The following is a 15,889-nucleotide window of genomic DNA, read 5'->3' on the forward strand; positions in this document are numbered from 1 at the left end:
CAGGCTCCGGTCAGAAGCGCGGAACCTGAGGGCGAGCCACTTACGGTCCCTTGTTCAGTTTCGGCTCAGACCGGAATCGGATAGATATCGCAGTCCGCGCGGGTTCCCTCTTGCGCGGCCGTGGTGGCGGGATGCTGAGGACCGTGCACCCTGCGCATGCCGTCGATGGCCCGTGCCGTCAACGCGTCGGCCTCCTGCTCCTCGCCCGTCGCGCGCAGGTCCAGCCCGAGGTTGAGCATGCAGGCGAGCGAGGTGGGATGCTCCTCTCCGAGGACGCGTCGCACCCGCTCCAGCGTCGCCCGGTCCCTCTCCGCGGCCTCGGAGAAATTGCCGATGGCGTAGTGGTCGCTGGCCAGGTTGATCGCACAGACGATGCTGCGCGGATGGTCGATGCCGAGAACCCTGGTCAGGATCTCCAGCGCCGTCTCGTCCAGCTTCTTGGCCTCTTCGAGCTGCCCGTTCAGGCGGAGGGCGACCGCGAGGTTGATGTTCGCACTCGGCGTGTTGGGGTGGTCGGGGCCGAACATGCGCAGGAAGTTCTGCGCCGTCACGCGCGCGAGGTGGATCGAGTCGCCGAGCCTGCCGATCTGGCGCAGGTTCACCGCGTGGTTCAGCGCGGCGGAGATCGAGCCCGGGTGGTAGCCCCCGTACCGCTCGTTGTAGCGTTCGAGCGCCTCGGTGGAGAGGTGGAGGGCGCGTTCGTGGTCGCCCGCCTTGCGCTCCATGACGGAGAACGACGTCAGACTCTCGGCGAGACCGGCGAAGCTGCTGCCGAACGCGGACTCCAGACGCTGCGCATGCTGCCGCGTGAGATCCCTCGCCACGTCGAAGTGGCCCAGTTCCATCTCGTCCACGGCGATCGCCGCCAAGGACGACAGGGTCCGGCTGTGGTTCTCGCCGAAGATGTTGATCAGGTGCCGGTAGGTCTGCCGATCGAGATCGCACGCCGCCTGGAAATCGCCGTTGAGCCGGAGGCTGATGGCGTAGAGATGAGCCTGCTGCAGCGTCGTCGGGTCGTCGTCGCCGTACATGCGGCGCAGGACCTCGAAGGAGCGCTTGTCGTATTCGAGGGCCTGCTGGAATTGCCCCAGGTAACGCAGGTCGACCGTCACGAAGCGCTGCGCCTCGATCGTGCGCTCGTCGTCCTCACCGTGTTCTTCGGCGCGCAGGTCGCGGACCCGGAGGTGATGGCCGTACGCCTCCTCGAACCGCCCCTGGAGGCGAAGGGCGCGGCCGAGGTGGAGCATGGCCTCCTGAACCTGCTCGTTGCCCTCGCCCAGCATCTCCGTCCAGGTCTTGACCGCGGCTTCGGCCAGTTCGAGGAAGCCCCGGTGGTCGCCCCACTGGAAGAGGAAGTCGATCTCGTTGAGGACGAGCCGGCGCGTCCAGGGGTCGTCGAAGCCGACGACGCCCGAGTAGTGGACGTGGGGCAGCAGGTCGGCGTAGCGCCGCCAGTTGGCCGGCAGCGCCGGGTCGCGCGGGTCGAAGTTGGCCATCAGCTGGTAGCCGCACCGGCGCAGCTCCTCGGCTTCCTCGGGCGGAATCTGCCCGACGAGGACCCGCTGCACCAGCCGGTGCAGCATGATCGTGTTGTGCTTGTGGCTGATCCTGGCCAGCGCGTACCGGTTGATGGCGCGGATCGCACGCCCTCGTCTGACCGGGTCGCCCAGGGCCTCGATCAGTTCGGGAGGGCCGTCGACGTTGCGCGCGCCGGACAGCATCCGCAGCGAGATGGGCTCCGGCGCGAAGAACGCGCAGACCTGGAGCAACCGGAGAGCCGCGGGGTCGCTCGTCCGCAGGCGGTCCAGCGAGACGTTCCACGCCGCGGCGACCGGAAGCTCGTTGGCCACCAGCGCGGCGTCCGACAGCAGCTCGGTCGCCTTCTCGTGCTTCTCCCGGAAGAGCTGCAGATACTCGTCGACCGGCATGCCCGTCTCGGCGAGCCAGACCCCGGCCTGGGCGATCGCCAGCGGAAGGTCGCCGAGTACCTCGGCGAGCTCGTCCGCCTCGGCGTCGGCGAGCTCGGGCCCCCGGAGCCGGATCAACGCCTTGCTCTCCTCCCGGGCGAAGACGTCGACCTCCAGGGAGTTGGCGACCTTCGTCCACTCCTGGTTGCGGGAGGTGACGAGGATCTTGCCCGGACCGTTGGTCGGGAAGAAGTCCCGGACGTCCTGCAACTCCTCGGCGTTGTCGAAGACCAGCAGCCAGTTGCGGTAGGGGCGGCCGAGGCGCAGCGCCTCGCGGACGGCCGGCACCGCGACGTTGACCTCCTGGCTGACCGGCAGGTCGAGCTCGGCGGCCAGTTCGGCGAGGTCCTGCTGGATCTGGCCGGGCCGTTCCGATCTGATCCACCAGATAACGTCATAATCCGCCATATGGCGATAAACATACTCGATGGCTATCTGGGACTTGCCGACTCCGCCCATTCCGTGCAGAGCCTGGGGCAGGACCGCCGTCGTTCCCTGTGAAAGACGCTCATGGAGTCGCTCCAGCAACTCTTCCCGTCCAGTGAAACTGATGTTCTGGGGAGGTACATTTCCCCAGACGGGCGGCGGCTCGTCGGCCTTGCGCCCGACTTTCTCCGGGATATCTCGAACTGTCACACCGACTCCAAGGTGGGGGGCCTTGACAATGTCCTCAGGTCCGGTGAGCGCGTCGAGAGCGGCGATGTCCAGCGACTGCATGGAGCGAGTCCTTCCCGCATCCCGCACGGCTCTATTCTGCATTTTGCCATAGAAGTGGCCAACCTTGCCGTGGAGTTCGGCGTCCAGTGCTCTGGCCGGCCTGAGATAGGGACCCGCGAGAGCCTTGAAAACATGAAGGACCGGGACGGCGAACGGCACGAGTTCAGCGTTTATTTCCGGCATTTCACCGCGCTCCGGAGCGGTGACCAATCCGGCCAGATCGCGGAGCCCGTCGATGCGGTCGCCCAGATGCCGGGCCACCGTCGTCAGAACCCGGGTCGTGTCAGAACGGCGCCCCCCGGCGAGGAGTTCATCGCGGACCCCGGGTGCGAAGTCGAAGGCGACCTCGTCCCGCGCGTCCGCCGCCGGCCCGACCCGGTGCAGGAGCCCGCTGCCCACCAGTTCGACCAGGTCCGAGGGCCGCGACTCCGGAAGCATGGTGCGCTGGACGAGTCGCATGACGGGAGCGTTCAGGGGCGCCGCGGCCAGATGCACCGCCAGCGCGTACACGGTCGGGCTCACGGCCGCCCGGAACCGCCGGACGATCTCGGGCGCCGACGCCTCCGCGGGCGGGGCCTCCTCGATGTCCGCCGCGTCCGGCGCTGGGAAGGGTTCCGGGGGCGCTCCGCAGACGGCGACCGCACCGTACCAGTCGCCGCGGCGCGCCGCCGCGAACCCCGCCCAGCCGGCGAGCTGCCCGGGGTCCAGTTCGATCACGGGCACATGGACGTGCGAGCGGTCCGCGTGCCGGGCCTCGACGTCGGGGCCGCCGAAGAGCGGCGGCGCGGGGTAGCGCGCCCGGTAGAGGCGGTTAGCGACCGCGGGACGCGCCGCGTAGAGCTTGGCGGGCCGGGTGGTGAGGCCCGTGCGCCGCCACTGGCGCCGGGCGAGCAGGTTGATCACCACGATCGGGGCCTGCCGGCCCCACCGGGCCAGCAGCCGCTGGGCGGCTCCCGAGTGCCAGGCGTCTCCGATCCCGTCCGTCAGCACGAAGACGAGCCGCCGGTCGCGGGCTCCCCGGGCGGTGAGTCCCTCGGCCGCACGCGCGGCGGCCAGCGGCCCCGGCCCGCGCAGCGCCAGGGGCCCGGTCTCGCCGGTGTCGGTTTCGAGCAGGTGCGTTCGGATCATCCCGAAGGCGCCGACGGCCCCGAGGCAGTCGATGAACCGGTCGGTCGTCGGCCGGTTGAGCGCGGCCAGGCGGCCGTCGTCCACGACGACGTCGAGATCGAGCCAGCGTTCGGGGACGAGCCGCGTCTGGGGCAGCCAGAGTCCGTCCTGAGCCGCGCGGACCGCGGTCGCCTCGTCGTCCAGTTCCACCTCGCCCCGGCGGGACTCGACCGCCCTTTTGAAGGGGCGGAGCGCCTGTTCGAAGCGGCGACGGTCGGCCAGAGGCCGCACCCCGGCGAACGGGTCGCTCCGCACGGGGAGGTGGAGGCGCGGGGACGCGGCGTGTCCGTTCAGGCCCGGTGCACGATGCCGCAGCGGATCCGGCGGGTCCTCCCCTCGGAGCGTACCGAAACCCGGCGGCGGTGTCCCGGCCGCGCCGGGCGGCGTCGCCTGCCCCGCGCTGGCGGGGCGGGACGTGCCGTCCAGCCCGTCGCCGTCCGGAGGCCCCGCGCGGTCGTCGCCAGAAGATTCACCGCTCGCCGGCCCTGGTCGCTCCGCCCGGGGTGCGCGCGCCGCGGCGGGATCGCCCTCGCGGCCCGCCGCGAGGGCCGCCGCGTTCATCTGCGCGGCCAGCCAGACAGCGTCGGAGACCTCGCGCCAAACGGGATGGCCGGCCGGGGCGTCGGGACGTCCCGCGCCTCGCGCCGTCGACTCTCCGGTCCGCTCACTCACTCAGGCGCCACTTCCAACCGCTGCCAGATGAGATCCAGGAGCCGCTCCCAGTCGGTGTCGGGGTCGCGTGCGCCGGAGGTCGCGAGATAGACCGCGTTGAGCAGCTGGTCAGCGGCGAGCCCGCGGTGGCTGCTGCGGTGCTCCAGGAAACTGCGGACCAGGCGCCGGGTGCGCTCGTCGGACCGCTCCGCGAAATGCGCCGCCACGATGTCGGCGAGCCGGGTCTCGTCGGGCTCTCTCATGGAGAACTGCAGGCACCGACGCAGGAAGGCAGGCGGGAACTCGCGCTCGCCGTTGCTGGTGATGACCACGATCGGGAACGCCCGGCAGCGCACTCTCCCCCGCACGATCTCGGCCGTGCCGTCCAGATCGGCGGTGTGGACCTTCACCACGGGTTCGCGTGCGCTCACCCGGAAGAGCTCGGTAATTCCGTACTCGCCCTCCTCCAACACGTCGAGAAGGTCGTTCGGTAGGTCGATGTCGCTCTTGTCGAGTTCGTCGATGAGGAGCACACGGGGCAGCTCATGGGGCAGCAGCGCGGTGCCCAGCGGGCCGAGCCTGAGGTAGTGCCCCACCCCGGCGTCGGTCGGCGCGGCGGCATCCGGATCGCCCTCCACGGGTGCGCCGGATAACTCCCCGGCCCGGCGCGCGAGCGTTCCGCGGCCGGTCGCGGCATCCTGCGCCCGGCCGATCGCGTCGTATTCGTAGAGTCCGTCGCGCAGCGTGCTCCGGCTGCCGATGGGCCAGCGCAGCACCCGGCCGAGTCCCAGCTCGCGGGTGATCCGGTAGGCGAGGGTCGACTTCCCGACGCCCGGGTCTCCGGTGACCAGAAGCGGCCTCCGCAGGAACAGCGCCGCGTTGACGGCGTCGACCTCCGCGGGGTCGGCCGGTCGCGGCCGCGCGCTGACGGGTCCGAGCCGGCGGACGAGGTCGCGCTCGTCGGCGGGCGGAGGCGGGAGCGGCGGACCGCCGTCGAAGGCGCGCCACGGGGGCGGCGGGGGCAGCGCCGCGGCGAACCGCCCTTCCGGCAGTGGGCGCCCGGTACCGCGGTAGATCCACCATGCGGCGCGGGCGTCCGGGGCGGTGTCCCCCGGGCCGGCGGGAATGGGCGCGTCACCAGGGTAAGGGACCTCGGGCGGCTCGTCAGCGGCCATCGACGATGTCCCCTTCTGGTGTGGCTATGGGTTCTTGCGATGGAGGGTCGAACTCGGGCAGAACCGGTGAGGGCCACCTTAGGTCGAGCATCCCCTTCGGGTCGATGATTCGCAAGACTTGGACGGGCTACAAACGACGTTGTGTCCCGTTCATGGGTCACAACGCGTCAACCGTCACATTCGGGCAGCCGGAGCCCGAAGTGCACGAACATCGTCCAGAAAGTGATTCGGGTCGTCCCATAGGAGGGTTACCTCCAGAGCAGAGCGACCATTCTGGTCATCGGACGGCGCGCTTCCCCGGAGCCGTCTGATGTCGGTCGGCAGGGCCCTGATGTCGGGACGATCGACGACCTGCCGCACCGCCTCCCGCATTTCCGAAGCGAGCCGATCCTCCCGGTGCCAGAGCACCACCGGCACCCCCGCGCGCAGCGCCTTCCAGAGTTCGCTGCGGCCGGGCTCGCGGTCGGGCGGGCCGCTCAGCACGCACGCGACGATCTCGCGGCTGCTCAGCAGCCGGTCCCCCATCGGACGGGGGTGGCCGGGGTCCTCCGCGGCGGCCCAGTAGGTGAGGCCGTCGACGGCGTCGACGAGCACCTGCCAGCGCTGGCGCCAGGCGCGGTGGAAGCCGAACGCGCGCAGCCGCTCCTGGCTCCGGACGAGGATCTCGTACTCAGCGCCGAGCTGCGGCGGGTCCGGCGTCTCCGAGGCGTCGCGCGTCCACTGGTCCACATCGAGATTGATCATGTCCAGCGGCAGCACGAACTCCAGCACGAGGGAGTCGTCGAGCTCGTAGGCCCAGCCGCGCTCGGCATCGTGGATCAGCTCGCCGACGTGCTCGCGCACCGCACTCAGGGGGACCACCTTGTCCTCCCCCGGCTCGGGGCGCCATTCGAGCGGGTGTATCTGCCGCCAGTGCGACAGTCGGCACTGGAGCTCGCCCTCGCCGAGTTCCGGGAGCGGTTCGAGCTGGATGATGAGGTAGATGGGCTTGTCGGCGCGCGTCGCGAGCACCCCGGAACGGTCGCGCATACGGTCGAGATAATCGGCCTGGGCGACGTCGCCCGCGCCGCGCAGCCGCTCCGTCTGCAGCGCCAGCCAATCGCGCAGCCTCTTGAGACGCCATGCCTCCTCGCTTCCCGCGCTTCCCGCGGTCTGCCGTGTGTGCATGGTCTGCAGCAGCATCGCGACGAATATCAGGTGCGGCGAGGGTTTCCCGGGCGCCGTGTTGTGGTCGAGAAGCGCCGAGAACGCGTCCCATGCGTCGGTGAGCCGGAACGGCACAGTGGCGATGCCGTTTCCGGTGGCGGCCACGTAAAGGCGGGTGAGGGAAGGTATCTGCAGACCGGTGAGCAGGTCCTCGATCTGGGTCTCGACGACCGGTTCCAGGTGGGCGCGGACCGGGCTCAGCATCCGCTTCAGGTGGGCCACGGCCGCGGTCGGCCCGGCCACGAACTCGATCGCGCGGACCAGCAACTGCAGGCCGTCGGGTATCTCCCGGCAGGCGAGAACGAGATGGTAGAGGTAGTACCTCGGCTGCGGCAGATCCGGCAGCAGCACCGGTGCCCGCACGTGCTCGCTGATGTAATGGAGGACGATGGAGCGGGCGGCCGCCTCCCGCATATCCGGTATGTCCAAGAGCAGCGCGACGATGTCGGCGGTGGTCTGCTCCGCGAGGACCTGCTCCTGCGCGTACCCCAGCGACAGCGGCGCCGGGGGCACCAGGGCGGGCGACCTCGTCTCCTCGTCCGCCATGCGCGTCACCGCCTCCCCGCCCCCGGCCGTTCCGCCAGCCAATGTAGGCCGCGGCCGCCGGGGCGTTCTGCGTCGCCGGACACAATGGGATTCACCACATCACCACAAGGAGCGCCCATTTGCGGGAGCCGCCGACCGGCACCCTACTTGCCGGGGCGAGCGTCATGCGTGCACCCTTGGGGGCAATCCAATCGTTCAAGGGGCATCAGAGGTCATGCGGAACGGCTCCGGCGAAGCGGGGACAGGCTGGACCCCGACCGGTCATTGCACGCTCTTCGTCTGCGACATCATCAGTTTCGGCAAACGCGCCGACCACGTTCAAAGCCATCTGCGAGCCGTCTTATACGAGGCCCTCCGGAGCTGTTTCGAGGCGTCGGGCATGCCCCTCGAGGGCTGCTACCAGGAGGACCGCGGCGACGGCGTCATCGTCGTGCTGCCGCCGTCCTACGACCCGGCGCGCCTCGCCCACCCGCTGCCCGACCACCTGCGCGGCTCCCTCCGCAGGCACAACGGGCTGGCCGCCGAACACGCCCGGATGCGGCTGCGGATCGCGCTCCACAGCGGGCCGCTCGAATCGGATTCCGAAGGGATCGTCGGCACCTCCGTCAACCACGTCAACCGGCTCCTGGACGCGCCGTCCTTCAAGGAGGCGCTCGCCGCGGTGCCGGCCGACCTGGGGGTGCTGGCGTCCGACGAGTTCTACCGCGAGGTGATCCGGGAGGGCCGCGGCGCCATCGACCCCACGGAGTTCCGGCCGATCGAGGTACGTCTCAAGGAGACCGAGACCACCGCCTGGCTCAGCGTCCGCACCGCGCGGCCGCCGGAGGCCACGGGGGACGGCGCCAACACGCCCGCCCGGGTGGGACCGCTTCCGGCCAGCGGGCCGCCCGCTCCCGGCCTGGACGCGCGCCAAGCGCCGGACCAGGCGGACGTCACCGCTCTGCCCGCCCTCTTCGAGATCGTCGAGCGGCTCATGGACATCCCGCTGCTGACGACGGCCGAGGGCCGCCAGCAGATCGTGGACGCCCTGCGCAAAGAGATCGCGATCCGCGTGCCGCGCCGCACGCAGCCCCATCTGGACGTCCATTCGATCGTCCGGACGTGCTCGGAGTTCCCCGGCGGCCTCCAGGAGTTCCTCGCGCTCGTCCACGCCTACGCCGGGGAGTCATTGCAGGTCCAAGCACTGGACGACACGGTCGCGAGGCTGACCGGGCGCGCCTCCTGACGTTGGCGCCCGAGCCGTCTCCGCCGAGCGGGTCACCAGGTCACGGGCAGCTCCAAGGGGCCGTGGAACAGGGAGTCCGTCCGCCATCGGACCGCTTCGGGAGGGACGGCCAGGCGCAGGTCGGGGAAGCGCCGCACCAGGGCGGCGAGGGCCGTCCGCATCTCGGTCCGGGCGAGTTGGGCGCCGACGCAGAAGTGGGGGCCGTAGCCGAACGTCAGGTGCTTGTTGTCGACGCGGCCGAGGTCGGTCACCTCCGGATCGGTGAACAGGGCCGGGTCGTGGTTGGCCGCGAGCGCCGACACCGCGACCGTGCTGCCGGCGGGGATGGGCACGCCGCCGACCTCCACGTCCCGGAGCGCCAGGCGCGGGGTGCCGACCGGCACCGACGGCACCGTCCGCAGCAGCTCCTCCACCGCCGTCGCCACCAGCTCCGGGTCGCGGTGCAGCGCGGCGTACATCTCGGGGCGCGCCAGCAGGGCGTACACGCAGCGGGCCAGCTGGTTCATCGTGGGCCCGTGCCCCGCGATCAGCAGGGTGATCGCGAGCCTGACCAGCTCCGCCTCGGTGATCCGCTCCTCGCCGTCGCGCCCGGCCAGCAGTTCGCCCACCAGATCGTCGGCCGGTTCGGCGCGGCGGGCCGCGACAAGGCCGACGAAGTAGCGCCGGATCGCCTCGCGGGCGCGGTCGATCTCCTCCGCGGAGGGGCCGCGCAGCGCCATGATCGTCTCGGCCCAGCCGCGGAAGGAGTCGCGGTCCTCGCGCCGGACGCCGAGCAGCTCGCAGATGTCGGTGAGCGGCAGCGGCGCGCACAGGGCGTGGACCAGGTCGGCGGGCGGCCCGCCCGCGGCCATCTCGTCCAGCAGCCCGTCGACGACCTCCGCGATGCCCGCCCGCATGGCCTCGACGCGGCGGCGGTTGAACGCCTGGGCGACCGCCCGCCGCAGGCGGGTGTGCTCGGGCGGGTCCATCTCGAACAGGACCCGGCTGGAGCCGACCGGCTCCCGCGGTTCCGCGGGCGTGCGGGGCAGGAACGTCGCGGCGCTGCTGAAGGCCGGGTCGCACAGCACGTGCTGCGCCTCGGCCGCCCGGGTCACCACGTATCCGACGTCGCCCGACAGCATCCGCACGCGGGCGGCGGGGCCGGGGGTGCGGACGTCGTTGATCAGCGGCGGGGACGGCGACCGGTCGTCCCCCAGGTCCAGGTCCGTCGGCTCGTTCACCGCTCCTCCCGCCCGGTCGTGGACGCCTCGGCGGCCCGGTCGTCCGCGGCCGGGCCGGTGTGGCAGGCGCTGACGCGCGAGCGGGTCGCGCGGACCTCGGCGTCCAGGCCGCGGAGCGCGGCGGCGAGCTCCCGGTGCCCCGGTGAGGCGAGGAAGCGCTCATGGGAGTCCTGGTCGGTCCAGTCGCTGATCAGGTGGTAGGTGCCGGGGTCGGCGACGTCGCGCGACAGCGACTGGGTGACGTGCCCGGGGTGGCGGGCGGCGACGGCGGCCACCCGGCGCCAGGTCCGCTCGAACTCCGCGCCGCGCGCCGCGTCCACGCGGATCTCCAGCAGCAGCCGGTACGTCGCCTGCGGCCCGCCGTCCGACCAGTGGTAGAACTCCTCGGCCTGCGCCTGGCGCATGGCCGGGCGGTCCCGGTCGTACGGGACGAGCAGCGTGGCGAGCCTGGCGTTGATCTCGCGGAACCCCGGGTCGTCGCCCGCGGCGTACAGGGCCTTCTCGAACGACGCGTCCCCTTCGACCAGGTGGATGTACAGGTCGTGGAAGGTCAGCAGGGTGCGGCGCGTGACGCCGATGCGGCGGGGCAGGTCGGTGCGGTCGTGCTCGCGGAACACCGCCGCCACCGCGTCCCGGTCACCGGGCTCGATCTTTCGGATCATGACCGCCCGGTGGGTCGGGGGCGGGGCCTGAAAAAGCATGCTCGTCCTCCTTGACGTCGGGATCGGGGGCCCGGGTCACCGGCGCCCGGTCACGCGGTCTCCACAGGGCGGCATTCCAGGACGGTCCAGTGCCCCTCCCGGGGGCGGCCGACCAGCGCGAACCCGCACCGGGCGAGCAGCCGGCGCCACTCCCCCGCCCCCCGCTCCCGGCCGCCGAACAGCACGAGCATGTCGAGGTCGAGGAACTTCGCGTGGTCCCACCGGTTCCCCTCCGCCACCACGTGCTCGACGATGAACAGCCGCGCCTCGCGGCGGTCCCCGATCGCCGCGCGCACCGCGGTCAGCAGATCCGCGGCCCGCTCGTCCGGCCAGTTGTGCAGGACGGCCTTGAGCACGTACGCGTCGCAGTCGCCGGGCAGCGGGTCGGTGAAGAAGTCGCCGGCGACGCAGGTGACGCGCTCGGCGACCCCTTGGGCGTCGAGCACGTCCGCCGCGGTCTTGACGGCGCACGGCCGTTCGAAGAGCACGCCCGAAGCGTCCGGCGCGCGCCGCAGCGCGGCCGCGAGGAAGTGGCCCTGGCCACCTCCGACGTCGGCGATCCGGTTGAAGCGCTCGGGCACGACGACGTCCAGGTGCCGTTCGGTCTCCCAGCGGCCGAGCGTGGTCATGGTGCGGTCGAAGCGGTCGCCGTCGTCGGGGTTGTCCTCGAAGTAGCGCCAGATGTCGGTGCCGAGCGTCGGGACGGTCGCGGGCTCGCCGGTGCGGACGCTGTGCGCCAGCGCCCCGAACGGCTTCGTCACGAACGACCTCGCACTGTGCAGGACCAGGGGCAGCAGGCTGTAGGGGTCGTCGGCGCGCAGGCCTCCGCCCAGGGGTGTGCTCGCGAACCGTCCGTCCTGGTGCTCCGCCAGGATCCCGACGGAGGCGGCGCAGCGCAGCAGGCGGTGGAGCGCGTCCGGCACGGTGCCGGTGGCCTCGGCCAGGTCGGCGACGGTACGCGGCCCGGACGCGGTCAGATCCGCGATGCCCAGTTCCGCCAGCGTGCTCACCACCGCGGCCAGCCGCATCCCGCACGTCAGATACAGCAGACGCTGCGCGTGGATGTCGCCGGGCCCGTAGTCGACGGACCCGCCGTCGCCGGCGGCTTTGCGGGCACGCTCCTCCAGGACGGCCTTGATGTGCGCCATCTGCTCGACGGTGCCGCGGTTGATGCGGTCGCGCATCGCGTCCTCGCCGATCGGCGAGTCGGGCTTCATCGCGAACTCCTGCGTCCACCGCATGAGCACGCCCGCCGCCTGCTGGCGGTACTCCCAGCGGATGTTCATGAACGCGAAGGGCCCGGTCTCCACCCGGTGGGCGCGGACGGTGCGGGTCTCGGGGTCGGGGGTGCGCCGCGACACCCACGACCAGACGTTGCCCTGCTCGTCCGGGTGGGTGGTGAGCCGGAACACCACCGAGGGGCCGTCCCGTTCGATGATCTCCACGTCGGCGTACTCGGTGAACAGGCCCGGCCAGCCCGCCACGTCGTTGGTGTGCTCCCACACCAGCTCGATGGGCGCGTCGACCAGGATCTGGTTGTCGGTGCTCACGGTCACGACCGGACCTCCCCGTCCCCGGCCGCGGCCTGGTTGAGGCAGCGGAGCATCTCGGCGGGGGTCCCCAGCTCGAACAGCCTGTCCTCGTCGAGCCGCAGGCCGAAGCGCTCGACCATCCGCGCGGAGACCTCCATCATCGCGACGGAGTCGTAGCCGAGGTCGGTGAACGCGCGGTCGGCGATGTCGCCGGCGAGGTCGACGCCGTCGTCCTCGCCGGCGCAGGCGCGCAGGACGGTCACCAGGTCGGTCAGGGTTATCGGGCCTTCTTCGGCCATGTCAGCTCCTGGGTTCGGTTCCGGGAAGGGCACGGGGAGCCCGCTCGTCGCGTGGACCGGCCGCGGACGCGGCGCCGCGCGGGCAGGCGGCCAGGACGAGGGCGCTGTTGAACCCGCCCTCGCCGCGCGCCAGGATCAGCGCGTGGTCGATGCGGGCGGGGCGGGGACGCCCGGTGACCAGGTCGAGTCCGTAGGACGGATCGGGCCGGACGTCGGCGGTCGGCGGGATCATCCCGTCGCGCATGGCCAGCAGGCAGGTCGCGACGTCGACGGCGGCGCCGCCCGCCGACATCCGCCCGGTCATCGCCTTGGGCGCGGTCACCGGCACGCCGCCGGCGCCGAACAGCCCGGTGAGCGCCTCGGCCTCGGCACGGTCGCGCAGGGCGCTGCCCGCGGCGTCCGCGAACACCACGTCGATCCGCTCCGGGGCGAGGCCCGCGTCGGCGAGCGCGAGCGCGGCGGCGTTGCGCAGCGTCGCCGGGCGGCTCGACCCGGGCGGCGGGTCCATCGTCGCGGCGTACCCGGCGACCCGCCCGTACCGGTGGCGGGCGCCGCGGGCGCGGGCGTGGCGCTCGCGCTCCAGCACGAGGATCGCGCCGCCCTCGGCGATCACATGCCCGGAGGCGCCGGCGGCGAAGGGGCGGTAGGCGGTCGCGGGGTCGTCGCCCCCGGACAGCTCCGGAGCGGTCGGCGCGTGCCGGCCGGCCGCCATCGCGGTCACCCCCCACGAGCAGACCGGGGCCTCGAACCCCCCGGTCAGCACGCCGTCGGCGCCCTTGCGCAGCACGCGGCACGCCTGCCCGATCGCGTCCAGGCCGCCGGCCTGACCGCTGACCAGCACGCCGCAGGGGCCGCGCAGCCCGTGCCGGATGGAGATCTGGCCGGTGTTGACCGCGTAGAACCAGGCGTACGACTGGTACGCGCTGACCTTCTTCGGCCCCATCGACCACAGCTTGCGCAGCTCGTTCTCGCCGAACTCGAACCCTCCGGCCGAGTTGGCCAGCACGACGCCGTACCGCAGCGACTCCTCGGGGGACGGCGCCAGCCCGGCGTCGGCGACCGCCCACCCGGCGGCGGTCAGCGCCAGCTGGGTGAGGCGGTCGGTCTGCGGCAGCAGCCGTCCCGGGAGGTGGTCGCGCGGGACGAACCCGGGGACCTCGCCGGAGAGGCGCGCCGGGTAGCCGCTCGGGTCGAACCGGGTGATCGGCCCGATCGCGACGCGGCCGGTGAGCGTCGCCTCCCAGTGCCGGTCGGCGCCCAGGCCGCTCGGCGTGACCACGCCGATCCCGGTGATGACCGCCTGGTCGTCCTCGGCGGCGCCGGTCATCCCGGCCACCGTCCCGGGGCGCTGAGCACCATCGCGCTCTGGAAGCCGCCGAACCCGCTGCCGACCGTGAGCACGGTGTCGACCCGCTGCTCGCGCGCCGTCACCGGGACGTAGTCCAGGTCGCATTCGGGATCGCGATACCGGAGGTTCGCGGTGGGCGGGACGACGTCGTGCTCGATCGCCAGCGCGCTCGCCGCCACCTCGATCGCGCCGATCGCGCCGAGCGAGTGCCCCACCACCGACTTGATGGAGCTGACCGGAAGCCGGTAGGCGTGCTCCGGGCCGAGCGCGACCTTGAACGCGGCCGTCTCGTGGCGGTCGTTCTGCCTGGTGCCCGACCCGTGCGCGTTGATGTAGTCGACGCCTTCCGCGGGCACGTCCGCCTCGTCCAGCGCCGTTCTGATCGCCGCGGCCATCTCGGCCCCGTCGGGCCGCAGCCCGGTCATGTGGTAGGCGTTGCTGCGGGACGCGAAGCCGCGGATCTCCGCGTGCACCCGCGCCCCGCGCGCACGGGCCGCCGCGGCGTCCTCCAGCACCAGCATCGCCGCGCCCTCGCCGAGCACGAACCCCGCCCGGGTGGCGTCGAAGGGGCGGCAGGCGCGCTCGGGCTCGTCGTTGTCCGGAGACGTCGCCCGGATGGCGTCGAAGCAGGCCACCGTGATCGGGGAGATCGGGGCCTCGCACGCCCCCGCCAGCACCACGTCCGCGGCGCCGTCACGGATGATCTCCACGCCGTGCGCGACGGCGTCCAGCCCGGAGGTGCATCCGGTCGACACCATGCAGGCGGGCCCCTCCGCGCCCACGTCCCAGGCGACCTCGCGGACCAGGGACGCCGGGACGAGGTAGTCGGGCAGGTGCGGCGAGCCGTAGGACGGGTCGACCACGGCGAGCCGGCCGCTGTCGCTGACCACGCTGTACTCGCGTTCGAGCGAGACGGTGCAGCCGACCGCGCTGCCGACGACCACGCCGGTGCGGGACGGGTCGAGGTCGCCGGACCGCAGGCCGCAGGAGGCCAGGGCCTCCCGCGCGGTGACGAGGGCGAACTGGGCGGCGCGGTCCATCCGGCGCCGCTCCCGGGGCGTCAGCCCGTGCCGCGCGGCGTCGAAGTCGATCTCCGCCGCCATCTGGGACCGGTACGGCCCCGGATCGAACGCGGTGATCGTGCGGAAGGTGGGCTTGCCGCCGGTGACGGTCTCCCAGAACCCGCTCGTGCCCGGAGCGCCCGGCGTCAGGACCCCGATCCCGGTGATCGCCACGGGGCGGGCCGGCCTCCCGCTCACGCCGGCTCCCGCGCGCCCGCGGCCGTGTCCACCGACGGCGCCGTGTCCACCGACGGCGGCGGCCCGTCGCCGGCCGGCTCCGCGGTCTCCACGTGCCCCATGTCGGGGCTCGGCGCCAGCGGCCCGAGGAACAGCACGGCCGTCGCCGGCCGGTCGCCGCGGTTCTCGTAGCGGTGCCGGGCGCCGCGGCGGATCAGCACCGACTCCCCGGCCTCCACGGCCTGCTCGGCGCCGTTGACGGTCAGGACGAGCCGCCCGTCGGAGACGTAGACGTGCTCGTCGGTGTACGGATGGTAGTGCTCGCTGACCCGCTCCCCCGGCTGGAGTTCCAGGAGCGCCATGAGGCCCGCCGTCGTCCGGGCCGTGCCCGGCGACAGGAGCATCCGGATGCTGCCGCCGAGCCGGTGGTTCGGTTCGACCTCGCGGGCGCGGACCTTGACGGCTTCGAGAGCGGTCACGTTCCCTCGCCCCGCTCTCCGGCCGGTGCCGGGCCGCCCGGGACGGGCGGCGCCGCCGACCCGGCCCGCGGGCCGTCGCGGCCGGGGGCGCCGCACGGCTCGGCGGCGCGCGGTTCGAGGAGCATGGGGGTGCGGATCATTGGGGGTTGCGTCCTTCCTGGCCGGCGGTGGCCGCGCTCGTCCTGCTCGGCAGCCGAGAGCGACCGGTACGCCTTGGGAGATCGGTGCTGAGCGTCGTGTCGGGGCCTTCCCGGGCGGGGGAAGCACGCGCTCGATCCGGGTTCGCTCCTTTCAGAGAACCGCACGGACTCTCTTCTTTATAGCCAATGAAAAACGATCAATGGCAAGGCAAAGGTAGATTTTTGCGAGATCCTCGGACGCAGTTCTTCTGAAATCCGGACCGAGTGCACCATCACGG

General features: G+C 72.4%; 12 protein-coding genes. 1 reads left to right on the top strand and 11 read right to left on the bottom strand.

Features of this window, described 5'->3' with window-relative positions:
• Window positions 1-65 precede the first annotated feature (65 nt).
• The 3 genes from fxsT to ACQEU6_RS12585 all read right to left on the bottom strand — a co-directional run bounded on the left by fxsT (window position 66) and on the right by ACQEU6_RS12585 (window position 7,429).
• Complete coding sequence (gene fxsT / locus ACQEU6_RS12575; RefSeq protein WP_499331634.1) at window positions 66-4,523, bottom strand: FxSxx-COOH system tetratricopeptide repeat protein; 4,458 nt, start codon at window positions 4,521-4,523, stop codon at window positions 66-68.
• Entirely contained in the window at window positions 4,520-5,677 is a 1,158-nt protein-coding gene (locus tag ACQEU6_RS12580; RefSeq protein WP_499331635.1) for an AAA family ATPase, read from the bottom strand. The genes fxsT and ACQEU6_RS12580 overlap by 4 nt, the downstream gene beginning before the upstream one ends.
• Before the next feature lie 174 nt (window positions 5,678-5,851).
• Entirely contained in the window at window positions 5,852-7,429 is a 1,578-nt protein-coding gene (locus ACQEU6_RS12585; RefSeq protein ID WP_499340163.1) for a VMAP-C domain-containing protein, read from the bottom strand.
• 379 nt (window positions 7,430-7,808) lie between these two features.
• Between ACQEU6_RS12585 and ACQEU6_RS12590 the strand changes: the two genes are divergently transcribed.
• Entirely contained in the window at window positions 7,809-8,654 is an 846-nt protein-coding gene (locus ACQEU6_RS12590; protein ID WP_499331637.1) for an effector-associated domain 2-containing protein, read from the top strand.
• 32 nt (window positions 8,655-8,686) lie between these two features.
• Here the strand turns inward: ACQEU6_RS12590 and ACQEU6_RS12595 are convergent, their stop codons facing one another.
• Genes ACQEU6_RS12595 through ACQEU6_RS12630 form a run of 8 tightly spaced genes read right to left on the bottom strand, consistent with a single transcriptional unit; the run spans window position 8,687 to window position 15,611 of the window.
• Window positions 8,687-9,874, bottom strand: coding sequence for a cytochrome P450 (locus tag ACQEU6_RS12595; protein WP_499331639.1), 1,188 nt, complete (start codon window positions 9,872-9,874; stop codon window positions 8,687-8,689).
• The gene (locus tag ACQEU6_RS12600) at window positions 9,871-10,575 is read right to left on the bottom strand and encodes a TcmI family type II polyketide cyclase (RefSeq protein ID WP_499331640.1); all 705 of its coding nucleotides are present in this window, start codon (window positions 10,573-10,575) and stop codon (window positions 9,871-9,873) included. The genes ACQEU6_RS12595 and ACQEU6_RS12600 overlap by 4 nt, the downstream gene beginning before the upstream one ends.
• A gap of 50 nt (window positions 10,576-10,625) precedes the next feature.
• The gene (locus ACQEU6_RS12605; protein WP_499331642.1) at window positions 10,626-12,131 is read right to left on the bottom strand and encodes a methyltransferase; all 1,506 of its coding nucleotides are present in this window, start codon (window positions 12,129-12,131) and stop codon (window positions 10,626-10,628) included.
• Window positions 12,128-12,406, bottom strand: coding sequence for an acyl carrier protein (locus ACQEU6_RS12610; protein ID WP_499331644.1), 279 nt, complete (start codon window positions 12,404-12,406; stop codon window positions 12,128-12,130). The genes ACQEU6_RS12605 and ACQEU6_RS12610 overlap by 4 nt, the downstream gene beginning before the upstream one ends.
• Before the next feature lies 1 nt (window position 12,407).
• Window positions 12,408-13,733 carry a ketosynthase chain-length factor gene (locus tag ACQEU6_RS12615; protein WP_499331646.1) on the bottom strand — a complete coding sequence of 442 codons (1,326 nt, stop codon included), beginning with the start codon at window positions 13,731-13,733 and terminating at the stop codon, window positions 12,408-12,410.
• Window positions 13,730-15,013 carry a beta-ketoacyl-[acyl-carrier-protein] synthase family protein gene (locus ACQEU6_RS12620; protein ID WP_499331648.1) on the bottom strand — a complete coding sequence of 428 codons (1,284 nt, stop codon included), beginning with the start codon at window positions 15,011-15,013 and terminating at the stop codon, window positions 13,730-13,732. The genes ACQEU6_RS12615 and ACQEU6_RS12620 overlap by 4 nt, the downstream gene beginning before the upstream one ends.
• Window positions 15,010-15,471, bottom strand: coding sequence for a cupin domain-containing protein (locus ACQEU6_RS12625; protein WP_499331650.1), 462 nt, complete (start codon window positions 15,469-15,471; stop codon window positions 15,010-15,012). The genes ACQEU6_RS12620 and ACQEU6_RS12625 overlap by 4 nt, the downstream gene beginning before the upstream one ends.
• A complete protein-coding gene (locus tag ACQEU6_RS12630; protein ID WP_499331653.1) occupies window positions 15,468-15,611 on the bottom strand; it encodes a hypothetical protein in 144 nt (47 codons plus the stop codon). The genes ACQEU6_RS12625 and ACQEU6_RS12630 overlap by 4 nt, the downstream gene beginning before the upstream one ends.
• Window positions 15,612-15,889 lie beyond the last annotated feature (278 nt).

This window comes from Spirillospora sp. CA-108201 (assembly GCF_050936235.1).
Lineage (GTDB): Bacteria > Actinomycetota > Actinomycetes > Streptosporangiales > Streptosporangiaceae > Spirillospora.